This window comes from Bacteroides sp. BFG-606 (genome assembly GCF_024788145.1).
Classification (GTDB): Bacteria; Bacteroidota; Bacteroidia; order Bacteroidales; family Bacteroidaceae; genus Bacteroides; species Bacteroides vicugnae.
Map to the genome: position 1 here is coordinate 5305032 of NZ_JANUIL010000001.1, position 25796 is coordinate 5330827.

At 41.6% G+C, this 25796-nt stretch carries 18 protein-coding genes and 2 pseudogenes; 7 read left to right on the top strand and 13 right to left on the bottom strand.

Annotation, left to right across the window (positions count from 1 at the left end):
• Positions 1-135 precede the first annotated feature (135 nt).
• The 6 genes and pseudogenes from NXV01_RS20420 to NXV01_RS20445 all read left to right on the top strand — a co-directional run bounded on the left by NXV01_RS20420 (position 136) and on the right by NXV01_RS20445 (position 7399).
• Positions 136-1080, top strand: a complete 945-nt coding sequence (locus NXV01_RS20420) for a glycosyl hydrolase family 18 protein (protein ID WP_195650491.1) — start codon at positions 136-138, stop codon at positions 1078-1080.
• Between the two features lie 359 nt (positions 1081-1439).
• On the top strand, positions 1440-2711 hold the full coding sequence (locus NXV01_RS20425) for a DUF1735 and LamG domain-containing protein (RefSeq protein ID WP_259023144.1): 1272 nt from the start codon (positions 1440-1442) through the stop codon (positions 2709-2711).
• 441 nt (positions 2712-3152) lie between these two features.
• Positions 3153-3487, top strand: a pseudogene (locus NXV01_RS20430) (AAA family ATPase); the annotation flags it as partial.
• A gap of 572 nt (positions 3488-4059) precedes the next feature.
• Positions 4060-5748, top strand: coding sequence for a response regulator transcription factor (locus tag NXV01_RS20435; RefSeq protein ID WP_148367595.1), 1689 nt, complete (start codon positions 4060-4062; stop codon positions 5746-5748).
• A gap of 175 nt (positions 5749-5923) precedes the next feature.
• On the top strand, positions 5924-6583 hold the full coding sequence (locus tag NXV01_RS20440) for a DUF4840 domain-containing protein (protein ID WP_004303851.1): 660 nt from the start codon (positions 5924-5926) through the stop codon (positions 6581-6583).
• 123 nt (positions 6584-6706) lie between these two features.
• A complete protein-coding gene (locus tag NXV01_RS20445) occupies positions 6707-7399 on the top strand; it encodes a DNA alkylation repair protein (RefSeq protein ID WP_259023145.1) in 693 nt (230 codons plus the stop codon).
• Between the two features lie 119 nt (positions 7400-7518).
• Here the strand turns inward: NXV01_RS20445 and NXV01_RS20450 are convergent, their stop codons facing one another.
• The 4 genes from NXV01_RS20450 to potA are packed head-to-tail and all read right to left on the bottom strand — an operon-like array spanning position 7519 to position 11874.
• Positions 7519-8850 carry an ABC transporter substrate-binding protein gene (locus NXV01_RS20450; protein ID WP_148367592.1) on the bottom strand — a complete coding sequence of 444 codons (1332 nt, stop codon included), beginning with the start codon at positions 8848-8850 and terminating at the stop codon, positions 7519-7521.
• 32 nt (positions 8851-8882) lie between these two features.
• On the bottom strand, positions 8883-9677 hold the full coding sequence (locus NXV01_RS20455; RefSeq protein WP_148367591.1) for an ABC transporter permease: 795 nt from the start codon (positions 9675-9677) through the stop codon (positions 8883-8885).
• The gene (locus NXV01_RS20460; RefSeq protein WP_004308090.1) at positions 9671-10471 is read right to left on the bottom strand and encodes an ABC transporter permease; all 801 of its coding nucleotides are present in this window, start codon (positions 10469-10471) and stop codon (positions 9671-9673) included. The genes NXV01_RS20455 and NXV01_RS20460 overlap by 7 nt, the downstream gene beginning before the upstream one ends.
• Positions 10472-10482: 11 nt before the next feature.
• Positions 10483-11874 carry a polyamine ABC transporter ATP-binding protein gene (potA, locus tag NXV01_RS20465; protein ID WP_099147245.1) on the bottom strand — a complete coding sequence of 464 codons (1392 nt, stop codon included), beginning with the start codon at positions 11872-11874 and terminating at the stop codon, positions 10483-10485.
• A 138-nt stretch (positions 11875-12012) separates the two neighbouring features.
• On the opposite strand from potA, the gene NXV01_RS20470 reads away from it, so the two are divergent.
• Positions 12013-13116 carry a redoxin domain-containing protein gene (locus tag NXV01_RS20470; protein WP_148367590.1) on the top strand — a complete coding sequence of 368 codons (1104 nt, stop codon included), beginning with the start codon at positions 12013-12015 and terminating at the stop codon, positions 13114-13116.
• Between the two features lie 331 nt (positions 13117-13447).
• Here the strand turns inward: NXV01_RS20470 and NXV01_RS20475 are convergent, their stop codons facing one another.
• The 9 genes and pseudogenes from NXV01_RS20475 to NXV01_RS20515 all read right to left on the bottom strand — a co-directional run bounded on the left by NXV01_RS20475 (position 13448) and on the right by NXV01_RS20515 (position 25563).
• Positions 13448-16012, bottom strand: a complete 2565-nt coding sequence (locus NXV01_RS20475; RefSeq protein WP_259023146.1) for a glycosyltransferase family 1 protein — start codon at positions 16010-16012, stop codon at positions 13448-13450.
• A gap of 37 nt (positions 16013-16049) precedes the next feature.
• Positions 16050-17711: a glycogen/starch synthase gene (locus NXV01_RS20480; RefSeq protein WP_148367587.1), complete on the bottom strand. Its 1662-nt coding sequence runs from the start codon at positions 17709-17711 to the stop codon at positions 16050-16052.
• A gap of 202 nt (positions 17712-17913) precedes the next feature.
• The gene (locus tag NXV01_RS20485; protein ID WP_004316776.1) at positions 17914-18378 is read right to left on the bottom strand and encodes a V-type ATP synthase subunit K; all 465 of its coding nucleotides are present in this window, start codon (positions 18376-18378) and stop codon (positions 17914-17916) included.
• A 74-nt stretch (positions 18379-18452) separates the two neighbouring features.
• Positions 18453-20271, bottom strand: a pseudogene (locus tag NXV01_RS20490) (V-type ATP synthase subunit I).
• A complete protein-coding gene (locus tag NXV01_RS20495; RefSeq protein WP_004297640.1) occupies positions 20268-20873 on the bottom strand; it encodes a V-type ATP synthase subunit D in 606 nt (201 codons plus the stop codon). The pseudogene NXV01_RS20490 and the gene NXV01_RS20495 overlap by 4 nt, the downstream one beginning before the upstream one ends.
• Positions 20874-20979: 106 nt before the next feature.
• Positions 20980-22308 (bottom strand): V-type ATP synthase subunit B, encoded by a 1329-nt coding sequence (locus NXV01_RS20500; protein WP_004297639.1) that lies wholly within the window; start codon positions 22306-22308, stop codon positions 20980-20982.
• Between the two features lie 32 nt (positions 22309-22340).
• Positions 22341-24101 carry a V-type ATP synthase subunit A gene (locus NXV01_RS20505; RefSeq protein ID WP_074559273.1) on the bottom strand — a complete coding sequence of 587 codons (1761 nt, stop codon included), beginning with the start codon at positions 24099-24101 and terminating at the stop codon, positions 22341-22343.
• Positions 24102-24118: 17 nt separating this feature from the next.
• Positions 24119-24961 (bottom strand): DUF2764 domain-containing protein, encoded by an 843-nt coding sequence (locus tag NXV01_RS20510; RefSeq protein WP_148367583.1) that lies wholly within the window; start codon positions 24959-24961, stop codon positions 24119-24121.
• Positions 24962-24972: 11 nt separating this feature from the next.
• On the bottom strand, positions 24973-25563 hold the full coding sequence (locus tag NXV01_RS20515) for a V-type ATP synthase subunit E family protein (RefSeq protein ID WP_008999644.1): 591 nt from the start codon (positions 25561-25563) through the stop codon (positions 24973-24975).
• Positions 25564-25796: the final 233 nt, after the last annotated feature.

Consider the following 25796-nt stretch of genomic DNA (forward strand, 5'->3'; position numbering starts at 1 on the left):
CAATCATAATCTGACCAAAAGAAACCAAGATAAAAAATGATAATCAGATAATAAGAATTAAAAGAAAAAAGGAGGTGTTTATATGTGAAAAAATTCCCATTCACAATTAGTTATTAACTTTTAAATCAAAAAATCATGAAGAATTTATTTTTTACTCTAGTTACATTAATTATGGTATTGTTCGTTACAAGTTGCAGCAACAATGAAGACTTGGTAGTAGCATCTCAAGATGCCCAGCCGGTAGCGACCCGTGGTGTATCCGTTAAAACACCGAAACTGACAACGTATATCGAGACAAACGATATCAATCCGTTAAATATGGGTGAATACTACTTCACCGGTACAGAAGCGGACAAAGACTATGTAGTGGATCACGTGATATTGTTCGCATCGAACATTCGCGGCACAGTTTCGACTGTAGAGTTATATCACAACCCGAATCAGACTTACATTCTGAACAACAGAAATACATTGGTGAAACCATTGCAGGACAAGGGTATCAAAGTATTGCTCGGTTTGCTGGGTGATCATACAGGTGTGGGATTTGCTAATCTAACCAGTGCGCAAATAACTTCATTCGCTAACCAAGTGGCTGATTGTATTGAAGTTAATGGACTTGATGGTGTAGACTTTGATGACGAATATGCTGAATACGGAAAAATATCAGGTACCCCGTCACCCAGCGGTACTAACTTCAGTTCGTTGATTACAGCCTTACGCGCGAATCCGAAAATGTCTGGTAAGTTAATTACTGCTTTCCATTACGGCTATGCCCAATATTTCAATCAGAATGCTCTGAACGCTATGAATTATATGTGGCCTAACTTCGGTTACGGATATGGTGCTCCTTCCGGATTTTCAAACAGCAAATGGGCAAGTATGTCAATACAATACACCGACGGTTATCCTAGTGCAAGACAAATCCAAAGTGCTGCGCAAAACTATGGCGATTATGGTGCAATCATGATGTTTAATGTACGTAATTATGATGCTTCCGGAACAATGAACAATTTTGCTTCACGAGTATGGGGTGGAAAAACAGTTAGCTATACCGGTACTTCATATCCTAAAAACTACTAGTAGGGTCATGGCCTTCATAGCTAAATTTTTTGCAACGGCTGCTGAAAAGTAAGCATTGCGCTAAACAAAGCAAATTAAAAAAAGAAAAGACCGGGAGTGTCCGCACGAAAGTAGACTGTTCCGAAAGCTATGCTTCCACAAGCAGCACTCCCGGCTTCTCTCATTTCGAAACCAGAGCCAGCAGCTATGAACAACGCTAATCCTTATAACAATGCTTCCCCGTAAAAAGAAGCATCAGCAACGTCCCCCCCATCGGCAACACCCGACGGACGGACGCTAACAAAAACAGAATATCAACGAAGAAATTCGAAACAACATATATCTATCAATCCCGTAAAGAAACAAAAAATTCAAATGCCATGAAAACAACAAAAATCTTCCGAAGCATCCTATGCACAGCCTCTCTCTCAAGCCTCACCGCAGCTATGCTACTGTCACTAGCCGCCTGCGACAACAAGGACTATAGCAACGCCTCCCCATTCGACAGCGTAGTCTACCTCGATGTCGCCCAACAGAAGGACGTGACGAGCTTCACCTTCAACCGCCTCATCGAAACCGGTCAACAAACAATCGCCGCTCAGCTCTCACAGCCGACGGGAAGCGACGTCAACGTCAGCATTAAAGTAGATCCTACCTTGGTAAACACCTACAACGCCCGCCTGGAAACAGACTACACCCTGCTCGCCCCCAAATACTACACTCTCTCCACCGAGCAAGCCGTTATTCCGCAAGGTAAAACCATCTCAGCGCCTGTCACCATTGACTTCGACGCCCTCACCGAACTCACTATCGACGCCGGCTATCTACTCCCCGTCACCATCAGTCAGGCAACAGGAGGAATCGGCATTCTCGACGGTTCGAAAACCATCTGCTATATCATCCGACGTTCCAGTGCCATCACCACCGCTGTCAATTTGAAAGATAATTACTTCGAAGTGCCCGGCTTCGACAAAAACAGCCCCACTGCCGACATCGTCAACGATCTGAAGCAACTCACCTACGAAGCCATCATTCGTGTGAATGACTTCAAATACGGCGCCAAAACGAAAAACATCTGTACCATCATGGGCATTGAGCAATATTGTCTGTTGCGCCTTGGCGATACAGGATTCCCCTTACAACAACTACAATTCGCCGCCAACGAAAACAAAATACCCAACGCTGACAACAGTAAACTACTACTTCCCAATGAATGGTACCACGTAGCCGTAGTTTATGACACTGAAGCGCGTACCGCCTCCATCTACCTTGATGGACGTGAACAAAGCCGCGCCGAAGACTACGGAAACGGCTTACCCATCAACCTCGGTATGCAAGAGCGTGGTAAACAATTCATGTTCAAAATAGGCCACTCTTATGGTGAGCCTGACGACATGAGTCGACAACTTGACGGCGAAATCTGCGAAGTACGCATATGGAACACAGCCCGCACTCAAGAGGAAATCTACAAAAACATGTATAATATAGAAGACCCAGAAAATGCCCCGGGTCTATGCGCCTACTGGAAGTTCAACGAAGGCGAAGGCGATATAGCCAAAGATTTCTCCGGCCACGGGAATGATGCAAAAGCCCATAATAAAGCAGTATTGTGGCCTGCAGGTATCGAGGTGACTCAGAAAAATAAAGAATAACCAAGTAGGAAGATTCCGGACACTGTTCTATTACAGAACAGTGTCCGGTCTTCCCCTATTCAAACAATTATCCTTCGGAAGCTACTAACTCTTCCAATGCTCATAGAATTAACTGGAGGGAAAGTTTCGAGCAAAAATAAGAGTAGTAGCAACCGAAATTTCTTAAACTTTAAATGCTGCCACATTTTATCAGAAGAGAACTGCACTTTTTACGACATGACTTATCAGATAATAAAACAACAATGAAATTACACTTGTGCATTTATATGGACAGACTTATGCAATAAGCCTGATTCAGTTATGCATCCCTACAGTTACCCAACAGCAAGATTAAAACATCCATATAAAATAGCTAACAGGAAGCCTGAATTTATTATTACTAATGTTCATTACGTAATATACAAATGTTTGTTACCTTTGTATATAGTACTGTTATATTGAATATGTAGTGCCCTTTCCAAGTCACGTTTCGGCGATTATTGGTTTGCCAGCGGAACACCAACATTCTTGATAGAAATACTTAAAAAGAAGGACTTCGACTTTCGCCAACTGGATGGCATTGAAGTCTCTTCCGCCTCATTGAGTGATAACAGAGCGAACATCAGTAATCCTGTTCCGATGATTTATCAAAGCGGCTACTTAGCGATAAAGTCATACGACCAACGTTTTCATACCTATATGTTGAGATTCGACAACGAAGAAGTGAAATATGGTTTTCTCAACATCGCCGCACCTTTCTATAGTCCTGCCCATCTAATGATACAACTTTTTATATGAGTTGAATACGAAAACGGAACCTTACTCTATCGACGACAGACAGTTGGTTAAAAAATCACAATTATAATTCACCATCTTTCACAACAAACACACCAAACGACAATAAACTGTCATCCAATATTCATATCATCATCCACTTGTTACAACTTATCATTATTTTTACTTCGCAGGAATAAATCGTACTTCCTTTCTATCTTTATATGAGAAAATCCAAAGTGGTACTTATCGGGATATGTATCGATAGTACCGAATATGCAATACGTTCCCCCCTCATCAGTATTACCACACGGTAAATAAAAACATTCAATAAACAAAAATAGATCTATTTATCATTGTTGCCAGGAGGAAATCCACCATTTCTCAAAGAATGATTCAAATTGTTAGGATTCAAGCTCCTCATATAAATTTTACTTTCAACTATCACCTCTCAAAATATAAATCCATAAATATTTATATTTTGAGTTTATGAATACATAACTGTGAGATTATAGTTACAGTGAATTTACTCTTTTATCTCAAACGTAGGAAATAGGTGTATCCCATCTAAGTGGCACCATTAAAACAAATTAAAATGAAATACTCAATAACAACATCACCTCTCGTTCCCGTTGTCATAACTATACTTCTTATTTATCAATTATACCTTGTCCCACTGTTTATTGCAGGCGGAATTTCAATTTATTGGATTTGGTCTTTCATATTTATACAAAAAGAAAAGAATTTATTAAAAGAAGGGATTCAATATTTAATGGACTCCTTCGGGAATATTCGTACCCCGATCACATCGATTCATACTCCATTAAAAACAATATACAATGATCATTGTCCCGAAAATGCCAAAACGGAGTTATTACTGGCAATCCGAAAGATCGATTGTCTCAACGAACATTTAACCGGACTGATGAATTTGAAACAGTTATTCACCCATTCCGGAAGTGTGGATATTGCAGAATATGAACTCGGAAAGTTTATCAGGAACAAAGTCGACTCTTTAAGAGAACATGCCATCAACAATCAAATAAAACTGGAAATAAAGACAGAATTCAAGTATGCCAGTACTTGGTTCGACCAAAGTAAGGTATCTCCAATCATTGATAAATTCATAAGAAACGCCATAGACCACGCCGGACAAAAGCAAACAATTATCTTGGCTATTTCTATAAACCCTCAACACTGGCAAATTAGAATAACCGGTTACAAAAGCAGGAGATTGACCCAATGTTACACATACAAAAAGCTTCAATTACTCAAACGGGGAGAAGAACTTGAATATAGTTTCGATAAAAGTATATTTTATAAGAAACTGTTAAGACTGTGCAACGGCAAGATTCTCATCAATCACTCCCAACAGAGTGTTTTACTAAGATTTCCATTAAAATATACACATAAAAATATGTCCGAATATACTCCCATACAGTTCACAGTCAATCAGGAAGAAAAAAAGATTGACTCTCTGTTCTGTAAAGAGACTCATAAAAGAAAGTCAGCCAAGCCTACAGTACTCCTTGCTGACAGTAATGCAGACTTCAGGTCTTATCTGGAAACACGCTTATCCGAACACTTCATTGTAAAAAGCTTCGACAACGGTCTGGAAGCCCTGAAATACATCAGAGAAGAATACCCGGACATCGTGATTTGTGACATGATGTTGCATGGGATGTATGGAAACGAACTCTCTTCAAGACTGAAAACGTCCGGAGAGACCTCTATTATACCTATTATCCTTTACGGTTCATATCTGGACGGCAAACAACAAAACACAAGAGAGGCCTCGCTGGCCGATGTCTTTTTACATACTCCTTTTCATGTAGAAGATTTAAAAATAGAAATAAACGTTCTAATCAAAAATAGTCGTTTCCTTAGAAAATCATTCCTACAAAAAATATTCGGGGAACAATTCTTAAAGATAAAAGAGAACGAAAACCTGAATGAAGATAATTACGTATTCATCGATCGTGTGAAAGACTATATTCTAAAAAATATAGATCAGGAAAACCTGACTATTGATGAAGTCGCGTCCGAACTATATATGAGTAGAACTACTTTCTTCAATAAATGGAAATCGCTGACAGGAGAAGCACCTAAATTTTTTATATACCGAATCCGAATGGAAAAAGCCCGTGAACTGTTAGAAAGCGGAAAATACTCTGTAAATGTGGTTCCGGAAATGATAGGATTAAAGAATCTAAAAAACTTCCGACATAAATATAAAGAATATTTCGGAATAACACCAAGCGAATCTATTATAAAAAAACAATAGTATACGAAGTCTGCTATCTGTTGCAAAGGTCCTGATGAATGGGACCTCTGCAACAGCATTCCTGCAAAAAAAACATTTTGTTTTTATTTCCATACGCAGTATTTCACAAATACCGGCATTTACTCTATGTACGTACACCTTAATTTTGAAAATTAATAATCTAATTTTAAACAGTATGAAAATTTTAACTGAAATAAAAAAAACTCGTTGTTTTAATCGCTTTGTTCTCCTTGTAGTATTGCCAGGCCTGATAAGCACTTTCACTGCATGCAGCAATGATGACGATTCAGATATTCCCGTATATTCACTTAAAGATGTGGATGGAAACTATTCCGGTAAGATGTTGACAGAAACCGCTCCATCCGTCAATCCACAAAACTACTCCTCCAAAGAAGAACAACCGCAAGGAGCCACAGTTACCGCTGAAGTAAAAGACAATCAAATTATGATTAAAAAACTTCCGGTTGACGATTTGATCAGAAGTATCGTCGGTGAAGAAGCTGCCGAAGTTATCATTGAGAATCTGGACGATATCAATTACAACATTCCTTATACTGCTGCCTTTAATGATGATGGCAAAGGCTCCATTCTACTTCAATTGAAACCTGAACCTTTGGAAATAAAATATACGCCCCCGACCCAAGTAAAAGCGGATGGAGAAGAAGATCCTCAAATTACTGTAAAAGTAACCATAGAAGCAGAAGAACAGGGTCAATATACATATAAAGATAAAAAACTTACCTTTGTGATCAAAGCAACCCAGGTGGAAGTAGAAGGAGTGCCGTTGAAAGACTTCCCGATTACCACATTCAGTTTCGACATGGTCAAGAAGTAACCGATCGGACAAGCTTTCCCAAAGTATTTTCATTATGATGGGAATTGTCTCAAAAAAGAGTATGCCTGCCACAGTACGCATACTCTTTTTTATACCTTTGTGAAATAACCAACGATATGAAAAATGACTATAACTGAAAACATCCGGAAAGAATTACAGGCGCTAGTAGATTCCCAATATCAGGAATTTCACTCTTCCCTCCTCCCGGGAGCTAACAACATTCTCGGCGTACGCATCCCCCAACTGCGAACAATGGCCAAAGAAATTATAAAGAAAGAAGACTGGCGCACATTTGTCGAATCAACCGAGACTAACTATTATGAAGAAACAATGCTTCAGGGAATGATTATCGGACTAGCAAAAATGGAACTTGAAGAACAAATGAAATACGTAACGATGTTCATTCCCCGCATAGATAATTGGGCTGTATGCGACATATTCTGCAGTGAACTGAAAACTGCCGTGAAAAAAGGAAAAGAAAACGTATGGCAATTTATCCAACCCTATCTGAAATCCTCTAAAGAATTTGAAATACGTTTCGGAATTGTGATGCTTTTCCATTATGTAGATGACGCACATATTGATTCGTTACTGAAATATGCCGACTCATTCAATCACGATGCCTATTATGCACGCATGGCTATGGCATGGATGATATCACTGTGTTTTATCAAATTTCCCCAAAAGACAATGGAGTATCTGAAACATAGCGCATTGGATAACTGGACTTACAACAAGGCACTGCAAAAAACAATCGAGTCATTCCGGGTAGATAAGGATACCAAGGACATTCTCCGGAAAATGAAAAGACGATAAAAACAAAGTACGGTAAACATCCTGCCATCAGCATTCCGTTCACCGTGCTTCTTATTCCTTTCTGTAGATACCGCTTTTATTTTTGCGTCATTTATTTATGTTTGTAATCCGGAGAAAAACTAATTCCTCCTGACCTTTTTCCTTCTGCTTCTGCGTCTCTGTTGTTTCTGACGGCTATAACGCTGCCATCTTTTATAAATCATCCAACCACTCATCAACGCAACGACAACAAAAATAAGAATAGTGATACCCACTCCCAAATTATCTCCTTTAATACGCGACCAAATATCAAGAACTTCTTTTGTCTTATCGCCAAAATCGCGAATCATGGCGCATCGTTCCACCACTTTGCGATCCGGATATTGTATTTTGTCAATTTGTATGCTATCTGCACCCGGTCCGAAAAAGTAACTTAAATCGGAATAATATTGAAGTGTAGTGTCTACCTTTTCTTCCAGTATTTCAGGAGTGGCTATGGAACTTACATATCCGCAAAAATCCATATTCCTCAAGGCAATATCCGAACGGCACATAAAGTTGATAAAATAACTGGCTGCTTCCGGATTCTTGGCATACTTCGGGATCACCCAACCGTCATACCAGATATTACTTCCTTCCTCCGGAACTTCATAATCCAGATCCACTCCTACCGCATCAGCCTCTTCAATCGCCCAAATCGCATCACCGCTCCAAGTCATATTCAGCCAGGCTTTATTTTTCGTCATCATCTCCTTGCCGAAATCCGCTTCCCAACCGGCAATATTCGGTTTCAAAGCTTTCAAATATTTTTCAGCCAACTCCATCGCACGTGGAGAGTAGTCATTCATCAGCTCTTCCACTGTCACTGTTCCCTCCTTCAGTTCCTTTGCATGTGCATAGATCACAGCTGTTCCGTAAGCATCACGATAACTATCCTTCATCAGGATCTTTCCGGCATACTTTTTATTCCAAAGGCAATCCCAGGATAAAGCTACCGAATCGGGCACATAAGCCCGGTTATACAAAATACCAGCCGTTCCCCACATATAACATACAGCATAGCGGCTTGCCTTCTCACCCGGCTGACTCAATTTATTAATCTGCTTACGAATAAATGGAGCCACATTATTCATGTAATTGGGAGAATGGGCAAAATTCGTATCGATGGGTAGCAACAAATGCTTCTTCAGCATACGCTCGATGATGTATTCCGAAGGACAAACCACATCAAAATCTTCATGCCCCTTTTCAATCTTCGTCAACATGATTTCGTTGATATCGAATGTCTGGTAAACGATACGGATATTCTCACCGGTCTGTTCTTTATAATATGCCTGGAAATCCTCAAGTACACCTTCACCGATGTAATCCGCCCAGTTGTAGATTTTAAGAACCCGCTCACGAGGTTCACCGGAATTATAACACCCGGTCAAAGCCAATAAGAGCAGGATAGCAGGAATTATTCTTTTCATATTATTTACGTAGTAGCACATTTGATAGTCTATTAATCTTTTTTCTTCGTTTTTCCTGCCCGGTAATTGATTACAACCAATAACGCCAGTACCACGACAAAAATGATAGCCGAAAGCGGACGAAGTTCCGGGGTCAAACCTCCCTTGCGGGCATCGGCGTAGATATAGGTAGAGAGCGTTTCCAAACCTTGATTACCGATAGTAAAGACAGTTACGGCAAAATCATCAATGGATAGTGTCAGTGCAAGCATAAAACCGCTAATCATTCCCGGACGAATCTCCGGAATAATGACTTTCCACAAGGCCTGCATAGGAGTAGCTCCCAAGTCAAGGGCAGCTTCATAAATATTCGGATTCATCTGCTTCAAACGAGGCAACACACTCAAAACAACGTATGGGGTGCAAAAAGTAATATGAGCAAGCACTACGGTTGTGTAGCCTTGGGTGATTCCCAATGATACAAACAAGAGAAAGAGTGATATACCAGTGATAATATCACCATTCAAAATAGGAATACTATTCACAAATCCGACCGCTTTGCGGGAACGGGCTTTCAGATTGAATATACCGATAGCAGCGATGCTTCCTAACAATGTAGATGCCGTTGCAGCCAATAGAGCGATAGTGATTGTATTAATCAATGCATTCATCAAAGAATGATGAGCACCGGTAGTGAATAACGAAGAATAAAGTTTGGTAGAAAATCCCGTCCAGTTACCCAACACTTTCGCCTCTGTAAATGAGTAGATCACAATAATCACGATCGGAGAATAAAGCAAGAGCAGCAATATCCACAAATAAGTCTGTGCAAATATCTTCTTTACCATAGCCCGCCTCCTTCATTTGAGTTTTCCTTATCATCGGTGCTGAACAGGGAAGTAGCAGCTATCAATAGCAACATAATGAGCGAAAGTGCCGCTCCATAGTTCCACATACTGTTATTGATATTTTCCTGAATCGTCGTACCAAAGAGTTTGATGTTATTCATCGTCAGCAACTCGGCAATGGCAAATGTCGATATGGTCGGCATGAACACCATCATGATACCACTCATCACCCCCGGCATGGAAAGCGGAAGGACTGCTTTCAGAAAGACTTGCACAGGATTGGCTCCCAAGTCTTGCGCAGCCTCGATATAACTATGATCCATCTTCTGCAAAGTGTTGTAGATAGGATAAATCATAAAGGGAATAAAGTTGTACACCATACCGAATATCAAGGCTCCCTCGCCCAACGGCACACTGAAAAAGTCGAATAAGGCAACAGTGGCAAGGGTACGCACCAGAATATTCACCCACATCGGCAGAATAAACAGTACAACCATCGTCTTAGAACGGTTCAGCTTGCTGTTGCTCAAGATCCAGGCAGCAGGATAACCCAGCAAAATACAAACAAGGGTGGTAATAATGGCAATACCAATCGAATAGACAAAGGTATTGATTGCTTCGGGATGTTCGAAGAACTTCTGGAAATTGGCGAGTGTCAAATGACCGCTATCATCAGTAAAGGCATATACGACAATTAAGAACAACGGTATGATCACAAAGATCGCCGAAAAAATAATGTAAGGGAGAGTCCAACTCTTACGTGATGACAAAAAGACTATAAACCTCTTATTCACTTCCTTTCCTGTTAATCGGTTATTTTAACTATACGAATAGCATCTGGAGGGATGGTAATACCTACACGGTCACCGTCATCCCATACATCGTTCGTATCTACAAATACATTCTCGTCCCAGTCTGACAATACAGTCAGATGATAATGGTCACCCTTATAAAGGATGAATTTCACCTCACCCGTCAGCGTTCCGTCTTCTTCATTATCCTGAAGAATCACTTTTTCAAAGTCTACTTCCACTTTGACATTCGTATCGAAAGCGATTCCTTCCACCGGAACACATTCAAAGTTACAACCCAGGAATTCCACATGAGTAGCATCCAGCAATTTTCCTTCGAACGTATTGCAAACACGCTCTTTCTTCATGATATGGATATCGAAAGGCTTTACTAACAGACCGACTTCCGCCCCTACTTCAAAATGGTGGTAATCCTGCACCAGAAATTCATATCCACCGCACATCACCGTCATTTCATAATGCACCCCTTTAAAAATAGAAGTCTCCACCACTCCTACCAACTGTGCCATTTCCGAAACAGGGAAAATATAAAGATCCTCCGGACGGATGACTACGTCTACGGGAACATTCTCGCCAAATCCTTCATCCACACATTCAAACTCCGTACCGCAGAAACGTACGAGTTTATCATGAATCATGGTACCGTTGAGGATATTACTTTCTCCGATAAAGTCTGCTACAAAAGCATTGATAGGTTCATTATAAATATCAATCGGCGTACCGATCTGCTGAATCTTTCCCTCACTCATCACGACAATCGTATCACTTAGCGTAAGTGCCTCTTCCTGGTCGTGAGTGACATAAACAAACGTAATTCCCAAAGATTTATGCATTTCTTTGAGCTCCATTTGCATATCCTTACGCATTTTCAGGTCGAGTGCTGCCAGCGGTTCATCCAACAGCAATACTTCCGGCTCATTCACAATGGCGCGGGCAATGGCTACACGTTGTTGCTGACCACCGGAAAGAGAATCCACATCACGGTATTCATAATCCGTCATACCTACCATTTTCAAAGCAGCTTTCACTTTCTTCTCAATGGTCTGTTTCGGTGTTTTCTTCAGTTTCAGACCGAAAGCGATGTTATCATACACATTCAAATGCGGGAATAGGGCATATTTCTGGAATACCGTATTCACCGGACGCTTATGGGGAGGGGTTTGTGTTATTTCCATCCCCGAAATTCGGATTTCGCCTTCCGAAGCTGTCTGAAAACCAGCAATGAGACGCAACAACGTGGTTTTACCGCAACCGGAAGGACCAAGTATAGTCACAAACTCGCCCTTTTTCACGTTCAGAGTCACATCATCCAATGCTGTTTTATCGCCAAAGTACTTCGATACATGGCTCACCTCAATGATGGATTTATCTTCTTGCATATTCATACTAAAGTTTGGGCTGCAAAGGTACACATTTCTGCGGTTTCTACCTACGTGTTAATCTAATATAACAGTGTTTTTCGATGCCCGACAGAAAAAAAATCTATCTTTGCATAAATATTTATTCACCAATTTTACAAAAGCATGAAAAAGTTTACTTATTTAATTATCGCAACGGCAGCGTTAAGCATGATAGCTTGTACTGGCGGAAACAAAGCCGGATATACTATCACAGGCACAGTAGAAGGTGCAAGCGATGGTGACACCGTCTATCTTCAAGAAGCCAATGGTAGAAATCTGACCAAACTAGATACAGCTGTTATCACCAAAGGCACTTTTACCTTCGAAGGCACACAAGATTCTGTGGTTAGCCGTTATGTCACTTGTGAAGTGAACGGAGAGCCATTGATGATCGACTTCTTCCTGGAAAACGGAAAAATCAATGTTGCCCTGACCAAGGACAATGATGCTGTTACCGGTACTCCCAACAACGATGCATACCAGGAAATCAGAGCTCAAATCAATGACATCAGCAAAAAAATGAATGCCATTTATGAAGCAATGGGCGACACATCTTTAAGTGATGAGCAGAAAGAGGCCAAACAAAAAGAAGGTGCCCAGCTGGAAGAACAATACGACAAAGCAATCAAAGAAGGTGTACAGAAGAATATCACCAACCCGGTTGGAGTATTCTTGTTTAAACAAACTTTCTACAATAACTCTACGGACGAAAACGAAGCTTTGTTGCAACAAATTCCTGCAAATTTCCAGAATGACGAAACAATCGTAAGAATCAAAGAGATGACTGACAAACAGAAAAAGACTGCTGTAGGCACTCAATTTGTTGATTTCGAAATGCAGACTCCGGAAGGAAAGAGCGTGAAGTTGTCTGATTATGTAGGTAAGGGAAAAGTGGTATTGGTTGACTTCTGGGCTAGCTGGTGCGGTCCTTGCCGTCGCGAAATGCCTAACCTGGTAGAAACATACGCTAAGTACAAAGGCAAAAACTTCGAAATCGTAGGTGTATCTCTCGATCAGGATGGTGCTGCATGGAAAGAAGCAATCAAGAAGCTAGACATGACTTGGCCGCAAATGTCCGACCTGAAATTCTGGCAAAGTGAAGGTGCACAGCTTTATGCTGTAAACAGCATTCCTCACACTGTATTGATCGATGGTAGCGGCAAGATTATTGCCCGCGGTCTGCACGGAGAAGAACTTCAAGCTAAAATTGCAGAAGCTGTAAAGTAAGCCCCAAAGGTTAAAGAGAAGGTTCTGCACTTGACAGAGTAGTTATAGTTGTGACACTCCATTGTCACAGTTGTGCCACCTTATTGTCACAATCGTGCCACACTGATGGCACAGTTGTGACAATAAGGTGGCACAGTTCTTAAAATCGTATCCTATTTCCGTTAACGTAGTTGATTGTGATATAAGTCCAACTGCTTCTAGTACAACTTCCTTAATTTTATCCTGCACATCATGAAATAGCCCCTGCAATTCGATCGATTGCAGGGGCTATCTTTATTATACTACAGAGAGGTAAGGAAGTAGCACTTCCCTACCTCCACCATTTAAGCTATTAGATAAACCAACGTACGTAGCAGAAGTCCTGACGGTGTGGAAGTTCCGGATTTTTCGGGAACATACGGTAAGCCACCTTGAAACTACCTGCATTTGACAAGCTGTGTTTAACTTGGAATGTATACAAGTCACCTTCTTTCTTGATTACACTGAACGGTTCTACAGAGTAAACATGTTGTTTTCCGTCTGCTGTTGTATAGGTAGTAACCAATTCAAGACCCACTGCATCATTCAAACCTTTCTCATCGATAACGTAAGTAATAGTATATTCTTTTCCGCTCTCGATATCACCATTCTTCAGTTCTTCCACAGTATCGCAGGACACGATTTCAATAGAATCCCATTTAGCAACAACCTCTTCTTTCCAAGCTGCGATTTCTTTTGCTTTCGCATTATCGTTAGCAGCCAAAGTCTGGAAACGTTTTGCCAGTTTGCAATAGAACTTGCTATAGTAATCATCCAGCTGACGCTTCATGGTATAATGAGGAGCAATCTGTGCGATAGAATTCTTCACCACTTTGATCCAGCCTTCAGAATATCCTTTCTTATTACGTGCATAATACAAAGGCATGATTTCAGTTTCGAGAATACTGTAAATAGTAGCAGCATCCAACTGATCCTGATGTTCCTGATTCTGGTAAGTACGTTTTTCGGTCAACGCCCAACCTGCACCTTCACGATAACCTTCCAGCCACCATCCATCTAATACAGAGAAGTTGACAACACCGTTCATCAAAGCTTTTTCACCAGACGTACCGGATGCTTCCAACGGACGAGTCGGAGTATTCAACCAGATATCAACGCCGGAAACCAGACGACGAGCCAGTTGCATATCGTAATTCTCGAGGAAGATAATCTTACCCAGGAATTCCGGACGGCGAGAGATTTCAATGATACGCTTAATCAAGCCCTGACCTGCTCCATCGTGCGGGTGAGCTTTCCCTGTAAACAGGAATTGTACCGGATAATCAGGATTGTTCACGATCTTAGAAAGACGATCCAAGTCGGTGAACAACAAGTGTGCACGTTTGTAAGTAGCAAAACGACGACCGAAACCAATCAGCAATGCATTCGGATTGATCTTATCCATCAGTGAAACGATACGAGAAGGATCTCCCTGGTTCTTCAACCATGTATCGCGGAATGACTTACGGATATAGTCAACCAACTTATTCTTCATAGTCATACGAGTCTTCCAAATCTCTTCATCGGGCACATTGTAGATAGCTTCCCAAATCTTAGGATTAGACTGATCGAACCAGAAGTTTTCGTTGAAATATTTAAAGTATAATTCTTTCCATTCTGTTGCACTCCAAGTTGGGAAGTGAACACCATTCGTTACATATCCTACGTGGCTTTCTTCCGGGAAATAACCTTTCCAGATAGAAGAGAACATTTCTTGAGAAACTTTTCCGTGCAACCAGCTTACACCGTTCACTTCCTGTGAAGTGTTGCAAGCAAAAACAGACATACAGAAACGTTCGCCCTTGTCGCCCGGATTGTTACGTCCAAGGTCCATCAAGTCATCCCATGAGATACCCATTTTGGAAGGATAACCACCCATATATTTGCCAAACAAACCTTCGTCAAAATAATCGTGACCTGCAGGCACCGGAGTATGAACAGTATAAAGAGAAGAAGCGCGAACCAACTCAATAGCCTGATCGAAAGTCAATCCAGTAGCTACATAGTCGCAGATACGCTGAACATTAATCAATGCAGCATGTCCTTCATTACAGTGATAAACATCTTTCTTGATACCCAGAGCTTTCAGAGTCAGGATACCACCGATACCCAACAAGATTTCCTGTTTCAAACGGTTTTCCCAGTCGCCACCATAAAGCTGGTGAGTGATAGGACGGTCGAATTCGCTGTTCATTTCATTGTCTGTGTCAAGCAGATACAAAGAAATACGTCCAACATTCACACGCCACACGTTTGCATGAACATAATAATCAAGATAAGGAACATCTACCACCAACGGCTGACCGTGGGCATCCATTACGCGTTCAATAGGAAGTTGACCGAAGTTTTGTGCCTCGTAGTTGGCAATCTGCTGTCCATCCATAGACAACGTTTGAGTAAAGTAGCCGTAACGATACAAGAAACCTACCGCACACAAATCAACATTGCTGTCGGAAGCCTCTTTCAGATAGTCACCTGCCAATACGCCCAGACCACCGGAATATATTTTCAGGACGCTGCTCAAGCCATATTCCATGCTGAAATAAGCTATAGATGGGCGTTGCTCATCCGGCTTCACATCCATGTAATCTCTGAATTTCGTATAAACTTCATTCATTCTTCTTAGAATCACCTTGTCTTTTGCCAGCGCTTCCAGCTTCTCATAGCTCATACGTTCCAACAACAGTACTGGATTCTGTCCACATTCTTTCCAAAGTTCCGGATCTAGATCTCTAAACAGTTCAGTCGCTTCAAAATTCCATGCCCACCAAATGTTGCGTGCGATTTCAGACAACTTCTCCAACTCTTCCGGTATACGTGATTTCACAGTAACCTCTTTCCAGTTGGGAGTATTCACATTACTAACTTTGATTTTCATAATGTTTTCGTTTACTTATTGATAAATAATTTCTTTCTTAACTCAACTGACGTATCCTTGCCTTACGCAAAGCGATATCATAAGCTTCATAATAATATTGTATAAAGTGCTTCCATAAAGCCTGCTCTGCAACTTCAGCAGCACGCTTACGGATTTCCTTCACTTCTTTCTCTGTCTTATCCGCAAATAACGTAATCGTATCTTTGATACCATCCGCCACTTCCGAATCATTATAGTCCGAACGATGCAACACTTCCACTCCATCATTAATGCCATGCTGGTTCTTCAGGCTGTTTACCCAAAGTCCGAACCCAGCCAGATCCGTAGTGATTGTCGGCACATGGAATGCTACACTTTCCAGCGGAGTATATCCCCACGGTTCATAATAAGAAGCATAGACACTCAAATCCTGTCCCAGCAATATATCATAATATTCTTTATTCATGATACCATCACGTCCATCCAGATAACAAGGAACAAAAATCACCTTCACCTTATCTTCAGGACGATTGCCCATTCCCAGATATTTCAACATATCCAGCACCTGGTCATGAGTCATATTATGCAGCCAATGGGTGATAAACGGCACTTCAAGCGGAGTATCAAACTTTTCTTTGCTCTTCAAACGTGCCTGCAAATCCTCGCGAGGCTCTCCCACCCAACCGGGTACATTAATGAATGCCAAAACATTCTTATGCAAATTCTTATCCCTGTTCAAACGGTTTAATGATTCCAGAAAAACATCAATACCTTTATTCTTGAACTCGTATCGTCCACTGGTTCCGACAATTAACGTATCATCACCCAGATTTGTTCCCAATAACTTATTGGCTACATTCAGCATCAAGGCACGTGCACGTTTACGCTTGCCGGCAAATGTGCTTCCTTTCGGCACAAAATCATCTTCAAAACCGTTCATCAGAACAACATCTGCCGGTTTATCCAGTAATTCCTTGCATTCATTATTGGTTATTTCACTCACCGTAGTAAAACAATCTACATAGTGTGCAGTCTGTTTCTCAATCGAGTGTTTCGATTGCATGTTCAGTTCCTGCGCCATCTGGTCGCCATTGTAAGCAAACAGATAATCATATAACGGCTTATGATTACCGGCAATGGAACGGCCGATAGAAGTAGCATGGGTCGTAAAAATAGTAGCAACCTCCGGCACAGCTTCCTGTACATAAAGTGCTCCCATTCCAGTCATCCATTCATGTGCCTGATATACCACCTTATCCGTTTCCGTCAGGTTGTAGCGATAGAAACTCTCCACCACTCTTCCTGCGGCATAGGAAAACATAGAAGCCTCGTCATAATCGCCATAGGCGTGCAACGAATCTACTTGATAACGATTCCACATTTCTGTGTATATATCGTCTCTCTTTTCAAAAAAAGGTTGGAAATCAACAAGAATGACTATGGGTTCACCGGGGATATTCCATCGTCCCACACGGACACAAAGTTCGTCTTTCTCAAGCGCATGCTTTTTCCAGGCAGCACATAGGTTATCCGACTCGATGAATAGAGGGTTCTCCTTTCCTTGCCACACATCAGGACCTATGAAAAAAATTCTGTCGCGGAATTTTTCCTGTAATGTATTTGCCCGTGTCGACAAGACGGTATATATACCTCCCACTTTATTACATACTTCCCAGCTGGACTCGAAGATATAATCGGGGGTTAATAAATCTTTTACCATATAATATATTAAAACTCTTTTTAGTATGCGAGTGCAAAAGTACACATTATTCTTTGAAAAATAATACTTTATACAAAAAATATGAGTTAAGAAGAAGAAAGAAACGTTGCCTTACAATGAAAAAAGAATATCCCCTTGCACATGCGAAGCTGCATGTACAAGGGGATTGAAAGTCTTTTATAGGAAATATTCTTGCTAAAAATTATGCAACGAGTGCGCTACCGATCAAGAAGGTTGCAGCCAAAGCAACGATTGCATAAAGTTCAGGGAATACGGCAAGAATCAACGTATTGCTAAATACATTGTGTCCCTGTCCGATCGCTGCGATACCATTTGCACAAACTTGTCCCTGACGGATAGCAGAGAATAAAGCAACCAATCCCAAAGCAATACCTGCACCAAGCACTGCTGATGCTTGGATAGCTGTAATTTCAGGAGTCAAAATACCGAAGATCGTTTGAAACATGAAATAACCGGCAAAACCATAAAGTCCTTGTGTACCCGGAAGAGCTGTCAATACCAGGAAGTTACCGAATGCGCTATCATTCTTCTTCAATGCTCCGATAGCAGCATTACCTGCAATAGTTACTCCGTAAGCACTACCAATGCCTGACAAACCAACCATAATCGCGATGCCAATGTAGGCGATAAACAAATTCATTTCCATAATCTTATTCTATTTTTTATTGTTTAATTCTTAAAATATTAATTCTCAATTTCTAATTCTTAATCTTCAAATTTTCAATTTCTGAACGGTTTGTACTCTTTGCCGCCCCCTTCGTATCCGGAGTTCTTGAAGAACTCAACGAACGTCAGACGCATCGGGTGAACCATTGCACCCAGCACATTCATAAAGATATTGATGGCATGACCGATAACGAAAATCAGTACCATAACAATCGGACCTGCTATTACATTATCCGGACTCATACCTACTGCCAGGCTGTTGAATACTCCCGCCAAAATACCTCCGGAAAGTCCGAGGGCAAACAGACGAACGTAAGACAATACATCGCCAAGCAAACCGGTAACCATATTATATGAATCCCACAATCCCAGTCCGATATTCAGGAAAACATTCTTTCCCGGACTGTTATAAAGGAAAATCATAGCAGCCGAAACACCCAGAATAACCAAATGCACAGTGCTTCCCATCGGCATTACCTCCGGCAACAAAGCCGAAACTGCCATGGAAACCAGCAGGATGATCCATCCGATCGTTGCCACTGCATATTTGAAACCAAACTGAATGGTCTGATTCACCGCCTTCAATACCATACCGAATAGAATTTGGACAGCTCCCAATATCAACGATAATTGGAACATATCATTGTTATCCATCAGGACAGCATGTTTCAGACGTTGAACAATCGGCCAGTTCAAATCGTAGATGTTCGCTCCGAAGAACGTACCTGTCAGCAAACCGCAGAAGAATGTTGAAACCGCCAATACCTGTATCAATGAAATGATTGATTTCATCGACGGGGTCACTTTCTTCGCCATCAACCGATAGGCAGTAGCTCCCAGGAACAGGAACAAACCATATCCGGAATCTCCCAGACAAAGTCCGAAAAAGATCATGAAGAACGGGGCAAAGAACGGTGTCAAGTCCAATTCATTATACTTCGGAAGCATATACAACTTACAGATCGGTTCGAACCAGGCAAAGAATCCCTTATTATTCAATCGAATAGGAACATTATCACCCGGCATCGGATCGGTAATCTCATAATATACATGTGCGTCATTCAGATAAGCCTCTATCTCCACTTGACTGAATGCAGGTGCCCATCCTTCAATCAACATCAGTTTGTCGCCGGCAGTCTGCTCGGTACTTAACACGACTTTAGAGAATTCAATCTGACTTTGCAACTCTTTCAGGGCAGCCTTCAAGGAAGGAATTTCCGTTTCGGAAAGTGCAACCAGCTTCTTTTCATTCTCTTCAACGGCCTGTTCGGTCGTATTGTAAAGCGTTTCAAGATGTGCCAAAGAGTATGCTGGTAATTTCGCCTGTTCTACATCCAAATCCACTTCCTGCCCGCCTTTCGTCAGAGTCACGAAGAATACTTTAGAAGAGATGCGGTTCACAATCATTGCATTGTATTCCGTTTCCCACTCTTCCTTGTAATTTCCTTCCGAACAGCTATAAAAACCGATTACATAACCGGCATTTTTTAGCTTCTGAACATTATCCGGTTCAAAGTTGCCCCCAGGCTTCCAGCGCTTCTTTCTCTTTGGCATAGCTTTGCAATTGCTGCGACAGCTTTCCATGCTCTGTTTGCAGGGCATCCACTTCGTCCAGCACTTGCATACCACGGGCGGCCGTTCCGCCTTCCGTAGCAATCACAGCATTCTTTTCATGCTTCTGATTCTGAAACAACTTCAAGGTAGCCGCCAAGCGATTGGAAAGACGAATATTCTCCTGCAACTCCGTGTTATCAGCAGCCCCCTGTTGTTTCTCCACAATATGGACTACCCCAAGTTCACGCAGACTGTTCAGGAATTCTTCATACTCTTTGTGATAAACCAGGAATGTGAGTTTCTTCATTTTTGTAATCATGCCTCTACCTCCTTCCTTTTTTCTTGATGGGACTTCATGATCTTTTGCGAAGATTTCGACAGGTTTTCTTCATCTTCCATGAATCGTTTGATCTTTCGCAATGCATCCTGATAGCCCGGTATCTGTACCTTCTCAAAAAGGTTCACCTTTTGAGTGGTCTTTTTCCTTGCATGTTCTAACAAGTTCAGCTTGGCGAGCATAAATTCACGTTCAATTGCCGTATGAGCCAGCTCTTCCAATAGATGGATACCGTCGGCATACCACTTGGGAGCATTAAACATACTGTACGGACGTATCTCGAATTCCACATTTTCGAGCAACGGTACGCGCACACCCGCAATCTTTTTCACGCCAAGATGAACATCATTCACCTTTATTAATGAAGCGTCAAACTCATTCCAAAGGGCGAACATGGCTTCATAGGCTTGAATTTGTTGTTCGAGCCTATCCTCCAGATCGGCAGCTTCCGTTTTACAGCGTTTCACTTCCATGCGGAGGGCGCTTTCCTTATTCTTAATAATAGGAAGCGTACGCACCCGCACTTTCAGTTGCTTTTCGAGCTGCTGAAGAGAAGTTTTGTTATATTGAAACTTTATAGCCACGATGTTCTATTTACTATTTAACTATTTACGATTTACGACTGAAATTACTTTTATGACCATTTACAATTAACAAACTTCAATCGTAAATGGTAAATCGTCTAATCGTCTAATTATTTTGTTTTGGCCAGTATTGATCCACCAAGTCTTTCTTGATATTCACTTCTTCCGGACGGAAATATTTACCGAACAAGCCCCAGGCAACGTCCAGCATTTCAGTAGTATCAAGATTGACATCAATAGCCAATAACTGATTGGAATAGTCCTTCGCAAAAGCCAACGTACGTTCGTCGTAGTTGGTCAGGTCGAAACCATTTTCCATCTTCGTCTTAGCGTTAGCGGCATCGGCATACAGACGTACAGCGGCATTCATCACTTGCGGATGGTCCTTACGTGTCTTCTTACCGGTTACCAGCTGTTTCAAACGAGACAATGAACGGAACGGGTCAACAATAACCTTACCGATATCACTATCACGACGCAGGAACAACTGACCTTCAGTGATGTAACCCGTATTATCAGGCACAGCGTGCGTAATATCTCCACCAGACAAAGTAGTCACCGCAATAATAGTGATTGAACCGCCGGAAGGGAACTGCACCGCCTTTTCGTAAATCTTTGCCAAATCCGAATAAAGCGATCCCGGCATAGAGTCTTTCGAAGGAATCTGATCCATACGGTTAGATACGATTGCCAGCGCATCCGCATAGCTCGTCATATCCGTCAATAGTACCAGCACTTTCTCATTATTATTTACTGCAAAATACTCTGCAGCAGTCAATGCCATGTCCGGAATCAACAAACGTTCTACCGGAGGATTTTCGGTCGTATTCATGAAACTCACGATACGGTCCAGTGCACCTGCATTAGAGAACACATTCTTAAAATACAGGTAGTCATCATTCGTCATACCCATACCTCCAAGGATAATCTTATCCGTTTCAGCACGTAAAGCTACGTTTGCCATTACCTGATTAAAAGGCTGGTCGGGGTCGGCAAAGAACGGAATCTTCTGACCCGATACCAGTGTATTGTTCAAGTCGATACCGGCAATACCCGTTGCAATCAGTTCCGACGGCTGTTTACGTCGAACCGGGTTCACAGACGGACCGCCAATTTCCACTTCCTGTCCTTCAATGTCCGGACCTCCATCAATCGGATCACCGAAAGCGTTGAAGAAACGTCCGGCCAGCTGCTCACTCACTTTCAATGTAGGCGATTTGCCGAGGAATACTACTTCGGCATTAGTCGGAATACCCTCCGTACCTTCAAATACCTGCAAAGTGACATCGTCACCGGCAATCTTAACCACCTGTGCCAGTTTACCGTCCACGGTGGCAAGCTCGTCATACCCTACTCCTGTCGCTTTCAGCGAACAAGTAGCCTTGGTAATCTGAGTAATCTTGGTATATATCTTTTGAAAAGCTTTTGTTGCCATCTTACTTATTTACGATTTAACAATTTACTATATTACGATTGAAGTTTCCTCTCTTCAATCAATTCCTTCAGTTGCTGCTGGAATCCTTCATACTGTTCCGATTTGAACTTCGAGTAGTTCATCTGCTTACAGATATTAATCATCTTCTTGAAGTAATCCATTACTTCGTTGAAATTATCAAAATCAAATTCCGTATGACAGATGTCGATTACCATATTCAGAATGTCTTCCTGACGTTCCATCGGAGTTACCGCATCAATTTCATCAAAAGCATCCTGTTGCAGAATAACAAAGTCAATTAATTCTGATTTCCAGAAGATCACATGATATTCTACCGGTACACCATCATCACCGAGGATATTGATCTGTTCGGCAATTTCCTTACCGCGCTGCAAACGGGTTTTCAGTTCATTTACCTTTCCAATCCACTCACTGTTGATATGATTTTTGATATATTCCTCAAATTCCGGGTATTCGATATATTTTGAATAAGAATCAATCGGATTCACTGCCGGATAACGTTTCTTATCGGCACGATCCTGCTCCAAAGCATAGAAACAACGGGCTACTTTCTTCGTATTTTCAGTCACCGGCTCCTTCAAGTTACCACCCGCAGGGGATACCGTACCGATAAACGTAATAGACCCCGTTTCGTCATTACTAAGTTTTACATATCCCGCACGACCGTAAAAGTTGGAGATAATAGCCGAAATATCCATCGGGAAAGCATCCGGCCCAGGCAATTCTTCCATACGGTTGGACATCTCACGCAAAGCCTGTGCCCAACGGGAAGTAGAATCCGCCATCAACAAGACTTTCAATCCCATGGAACGGTAATATTCCGCCAGTGTCATTGCTGTATATACAGATGCTTCACGGGCAGCTACCGGCATGTTGGAAGTATTCGCAATGATGATAGTACGTTCCATCAACTTACGTCCCGTATGCGGGTCTACCAGTTCGGGGAACTCGGTAAAAATTTCCACCACCTCATTGGCACGTTCACCACAAGCCGCAATGATAACGATATCCGCTTCCGCCTGTTTAGAGATAGCGTGCTGAAGCACCGTTTTACCAGTACCGAACGGACCGGGGATAAATCCCGTACCACCTTCCACAATCGGATTCAGCGTATCAATCACACGTACACCAGTTTCCAACAATTTGAAAGGACGCGGTTTCTCCTTATAATTCGTCATCGCACGTTTCACAGGCCATCTCTGAATCATAGTCACAGGAATATCATTTCCTTCTTCGTCTGTCAGGATAGCAATTGTATCTTCTATCTTATAATCACCTTCCGGCATGATTGTTTTTACGGTAGCCGTTCCTTTCATAGTGAACGGAGCCATAATTTTAAGTGGCTGGAAGTTTTCATCCACCTGTCCCAACCATGCAGAAGCCTGCACTTTGTCACCTACATTCGCCAAGGGTATGAAGTGCCATACACGTTCTTTATCCAACGGATATGTATATTGTCCTCTTTTCAGGAAGACACCATCCATCTTGTCGAGGTCATTTTGCAGACCATCATAGTTTTTCGATAACATACCCGGGCCTAATGTCACCTCAAGCATGTGTCCTGTAAATTCGGCTTCAGCACCCACTTTCAGTCCACGTGTGCTTTCAAACACCTGGACATATACGTGTGAACCTACAACCTTAATCACCTCCGCCATCAACTTATCGCCACCGGTCGAGATATAACAAATCTCATTCTGAGCTACCGGTCCGTCAACGACGAGGGTCACCATGTTGGCAATAACGCCACTAACAGTTCCTTTTGTTGCCATATATTTTTTTTATTTTATTATCTGAATTCTGCAGGAATCTGCACTTCATTCTTCAGCGATTCGATAATGCTTCTGAACAACTGATTACCTCTTTCCTTATCCAGTGAAATCCACCGTTCAATCATTTCCAGCTTCAGCAGGAAAGCGAAAATACGTTCGATAGTGAAATAGTCGAAGAAAATAGCATCCTCCATCCAATTCCACCGCAGGGCATCCAACTTCTTCTCACGCTCCACCAATTCTGTAATCTCACTGATTTTCACTAACGATTCAAACACATCCACTTCACCGGACAGTCCGAAATCGCGGGCACTCGATGTACGCAATGCTTCGCATACTTCCGTATTTCCCACCACGTTGGAAGCAATATCCCATTTGAATTTACGGCTAGTAAATGCGACAAGAATATTATTGATGTTCAGGTTGAATTCAAACCAGGCAGCAACAAACTTATTCCCACAGTTCATCGCATACTCATAATATAGAGCAGCCAGATGATCCTCGTGCAAAACCGTACTTTCAGCCGGAGTATTCAAATAATCAGTTATAAAAGTGGATAGATAGACTGGGAATTCTTTTGGACTGATTTCTCCGCCTTCTCTCAGAATAGAAATATATTCAGAGAGTTCTTCAGCAGAGTAGTTTCCCCGTTTGTCGATTTCCGCTTCTTTATCTTTGAGAAGTTTCAGCACATTTGCATTATCAAACTTCAGATAAAACAAGTCAATCAACTTCTGGTCTGAAACAGACAATCCATTGTAGATTTCAGTTTTAAAATCGGCTACTGTATAGCTCAGTTTGCTGTCTTCCAGCGAAAGTTCCGGCAAACCTGCTACCAAGTAATAGTACTTACTACTCATAGTCGCTTCTTTTAAAATAGCATTTCTACTAATTGAGGACGCAAGAACGCTTTGAAGTAATTCATGAATTCTTCTTCTCCGAAGTTCACCTTATACGAACCGTCCGCCGGAGAAACTGTGAACAGAGTTTTGATACCATTTACTTGCTGGATAGTCACTCCCTTGTCTAATAAGGCTTTTGCATGAGCTGCAAAATACTTTTTCAGTGATTCCGCATCGGCTGTTGAGATAACGATAGGTTCGTCTACACTCCATTTGGATGCCAATGCTACGATAAACGCATTCAGATAATCTTTATCCTGGGCGAAATCTTTCACGGAAGCGGTTATCAACTTGTCAGTTACCATTGTAGCCACCTCAGATTTGAGTGCATTCACAGCCTGACCGGCAAATAGTTTTAACTCTGATTTAGTATTCTCTGCCAACTCATCAGCAGATTTACGAGAGGAGTTTACAATTGATTCTGCCTCCTTGCGGGCATCCTCAATGATTTTCTTAGCTTCTTCCTGAGCATTCGCGATAAGTCTCTGCGCTTCTTCGTTTCCTTTTTCCACGCCTTCACGATAAATCTTATCGGTCAACTCTTGAATTTTGTTTTCCATATTAACAGGAGAATTTAGTATTATTACTATATTAACTTAACTGTGTGTCCTTTATCAGATTCTCGCCAAATTTACAAAAATCAATTTGATAAAAAAGAGAAAGAAGAAAAGAAAAAGAACCATTTGCGAAAAAATTACAGTCCTACACCTATTTTGTTCCGATTTAGCCCTTTTCTTATTACTAAATGACACATTTACCGGATTTTTCAAGCCGGAAAACAAATATAAGAAAT

Coding starts and splice junctions, on each gene's coding strand:
- NXV01_RS20470 (WP_148367590.1), top strand. CDS start 12,013: ATGAAAAAGTTTACTTATTTAATTATCGCAACGGCAGCGTTAAGCATG.
- NXV01_RS20455 (WP_148367591.1), bottom strand. CDS start 9,677: ATGGTAAAGAAGATATTTGCACAGACTTATTTGTGGATATTGCTGCTC.
- NXV01_RS20475 (WP_259023146.1), bottom strand. CDS start 16,012: ATGAAAATCAAAGTTAGTAATGTGAATACTCCCAACTGGAAAGAGGTT.
- NXV01_RS20515 (WP_008999644.1), bottom strand. CDS start 25,563: ATGGAAAACAAAATTCAAGAGTTGACCGATAAGATTTATCGTGAAGGC.
- NXV01_RS20505 (WP_074559273.1), bottom strand. CDS start 24,101: ATGGCAACAAAAGGAACTGTTAGTGGCGTTATTGCCAACATGGTGACC.
- NXV01_RS20445 (WP_259023145.1), top strand. CDS start 6,707: ATGACTATAACTGAAAACATCCGGAAAGAATTACAGGCGCTAGTAGAT.
- NXV01_RS20450 (WP_148367592.1), bottom strand. CDS start 8,850: ATGAAAAGAATAATTCCTGCTATCCTGCTCTTATTGGCTTTGACCGGG.
- potA (WP_099147245.1), bottom strand. CDS start 11,874: ATGAATATGCAAGAAGATAAATCCATCATTGAGGTGAGCCATGTATCG.
- NXV01_RS20425 (WP_259023144.1), top strand. CDS start 1,440: ATGAAAACAACAAAAATCTTCCGAAGCATCCTATGCACAGCCTCTCTC.
- NXV01_RS20500 (WP_004297639.1), bottom strand. CDS start 22,308: ATGGCAACAAAAGCTTTTCAAAAGATATATACCAAGATTACTCAGATT.
- NXV01_RS20440 (WP_004303851.1), top strand. CDS start 5,924: ATGAAAATTTTAACTGAAATAAAAAAAACTCGTTGTTTTAATCGCTTT.
- NXV01_RS20510 (WP_148367583.1), bottom strand. CDS start 24,961: ATGAGTAGTAAGTACTATTACTTGGTAGCAGGTTTGCCGGAACTTTCG.
- NXV01_RS20435 (WP_148367595.1), top strand. CDS start 4,060: ATGAAATACTCAATAACAACATCACCTCTCGTTCCCGTTGTCATAACT.
- NXV01_RS20420 (WP_195650491.1), top strand. CDS start 136: ATGAAGAATTTATTTTTTACTCTAGTTACATTAATTATGGTATTGTTC.
- NXV01_RS20480 (WP_148367587.1), bottom strand. CDS start 17,711: ATGGTAAAAGATTTATTAACCCCCGATTATATCTTCGAGTCCAGCTGG.
- NXV01_RS20485 (WP_004316776.1), bottom strand. CDS start 18,378: ATGGAAATGAATTTGTTTATCGCCTACATTGGCATCGCGATTATGGTT.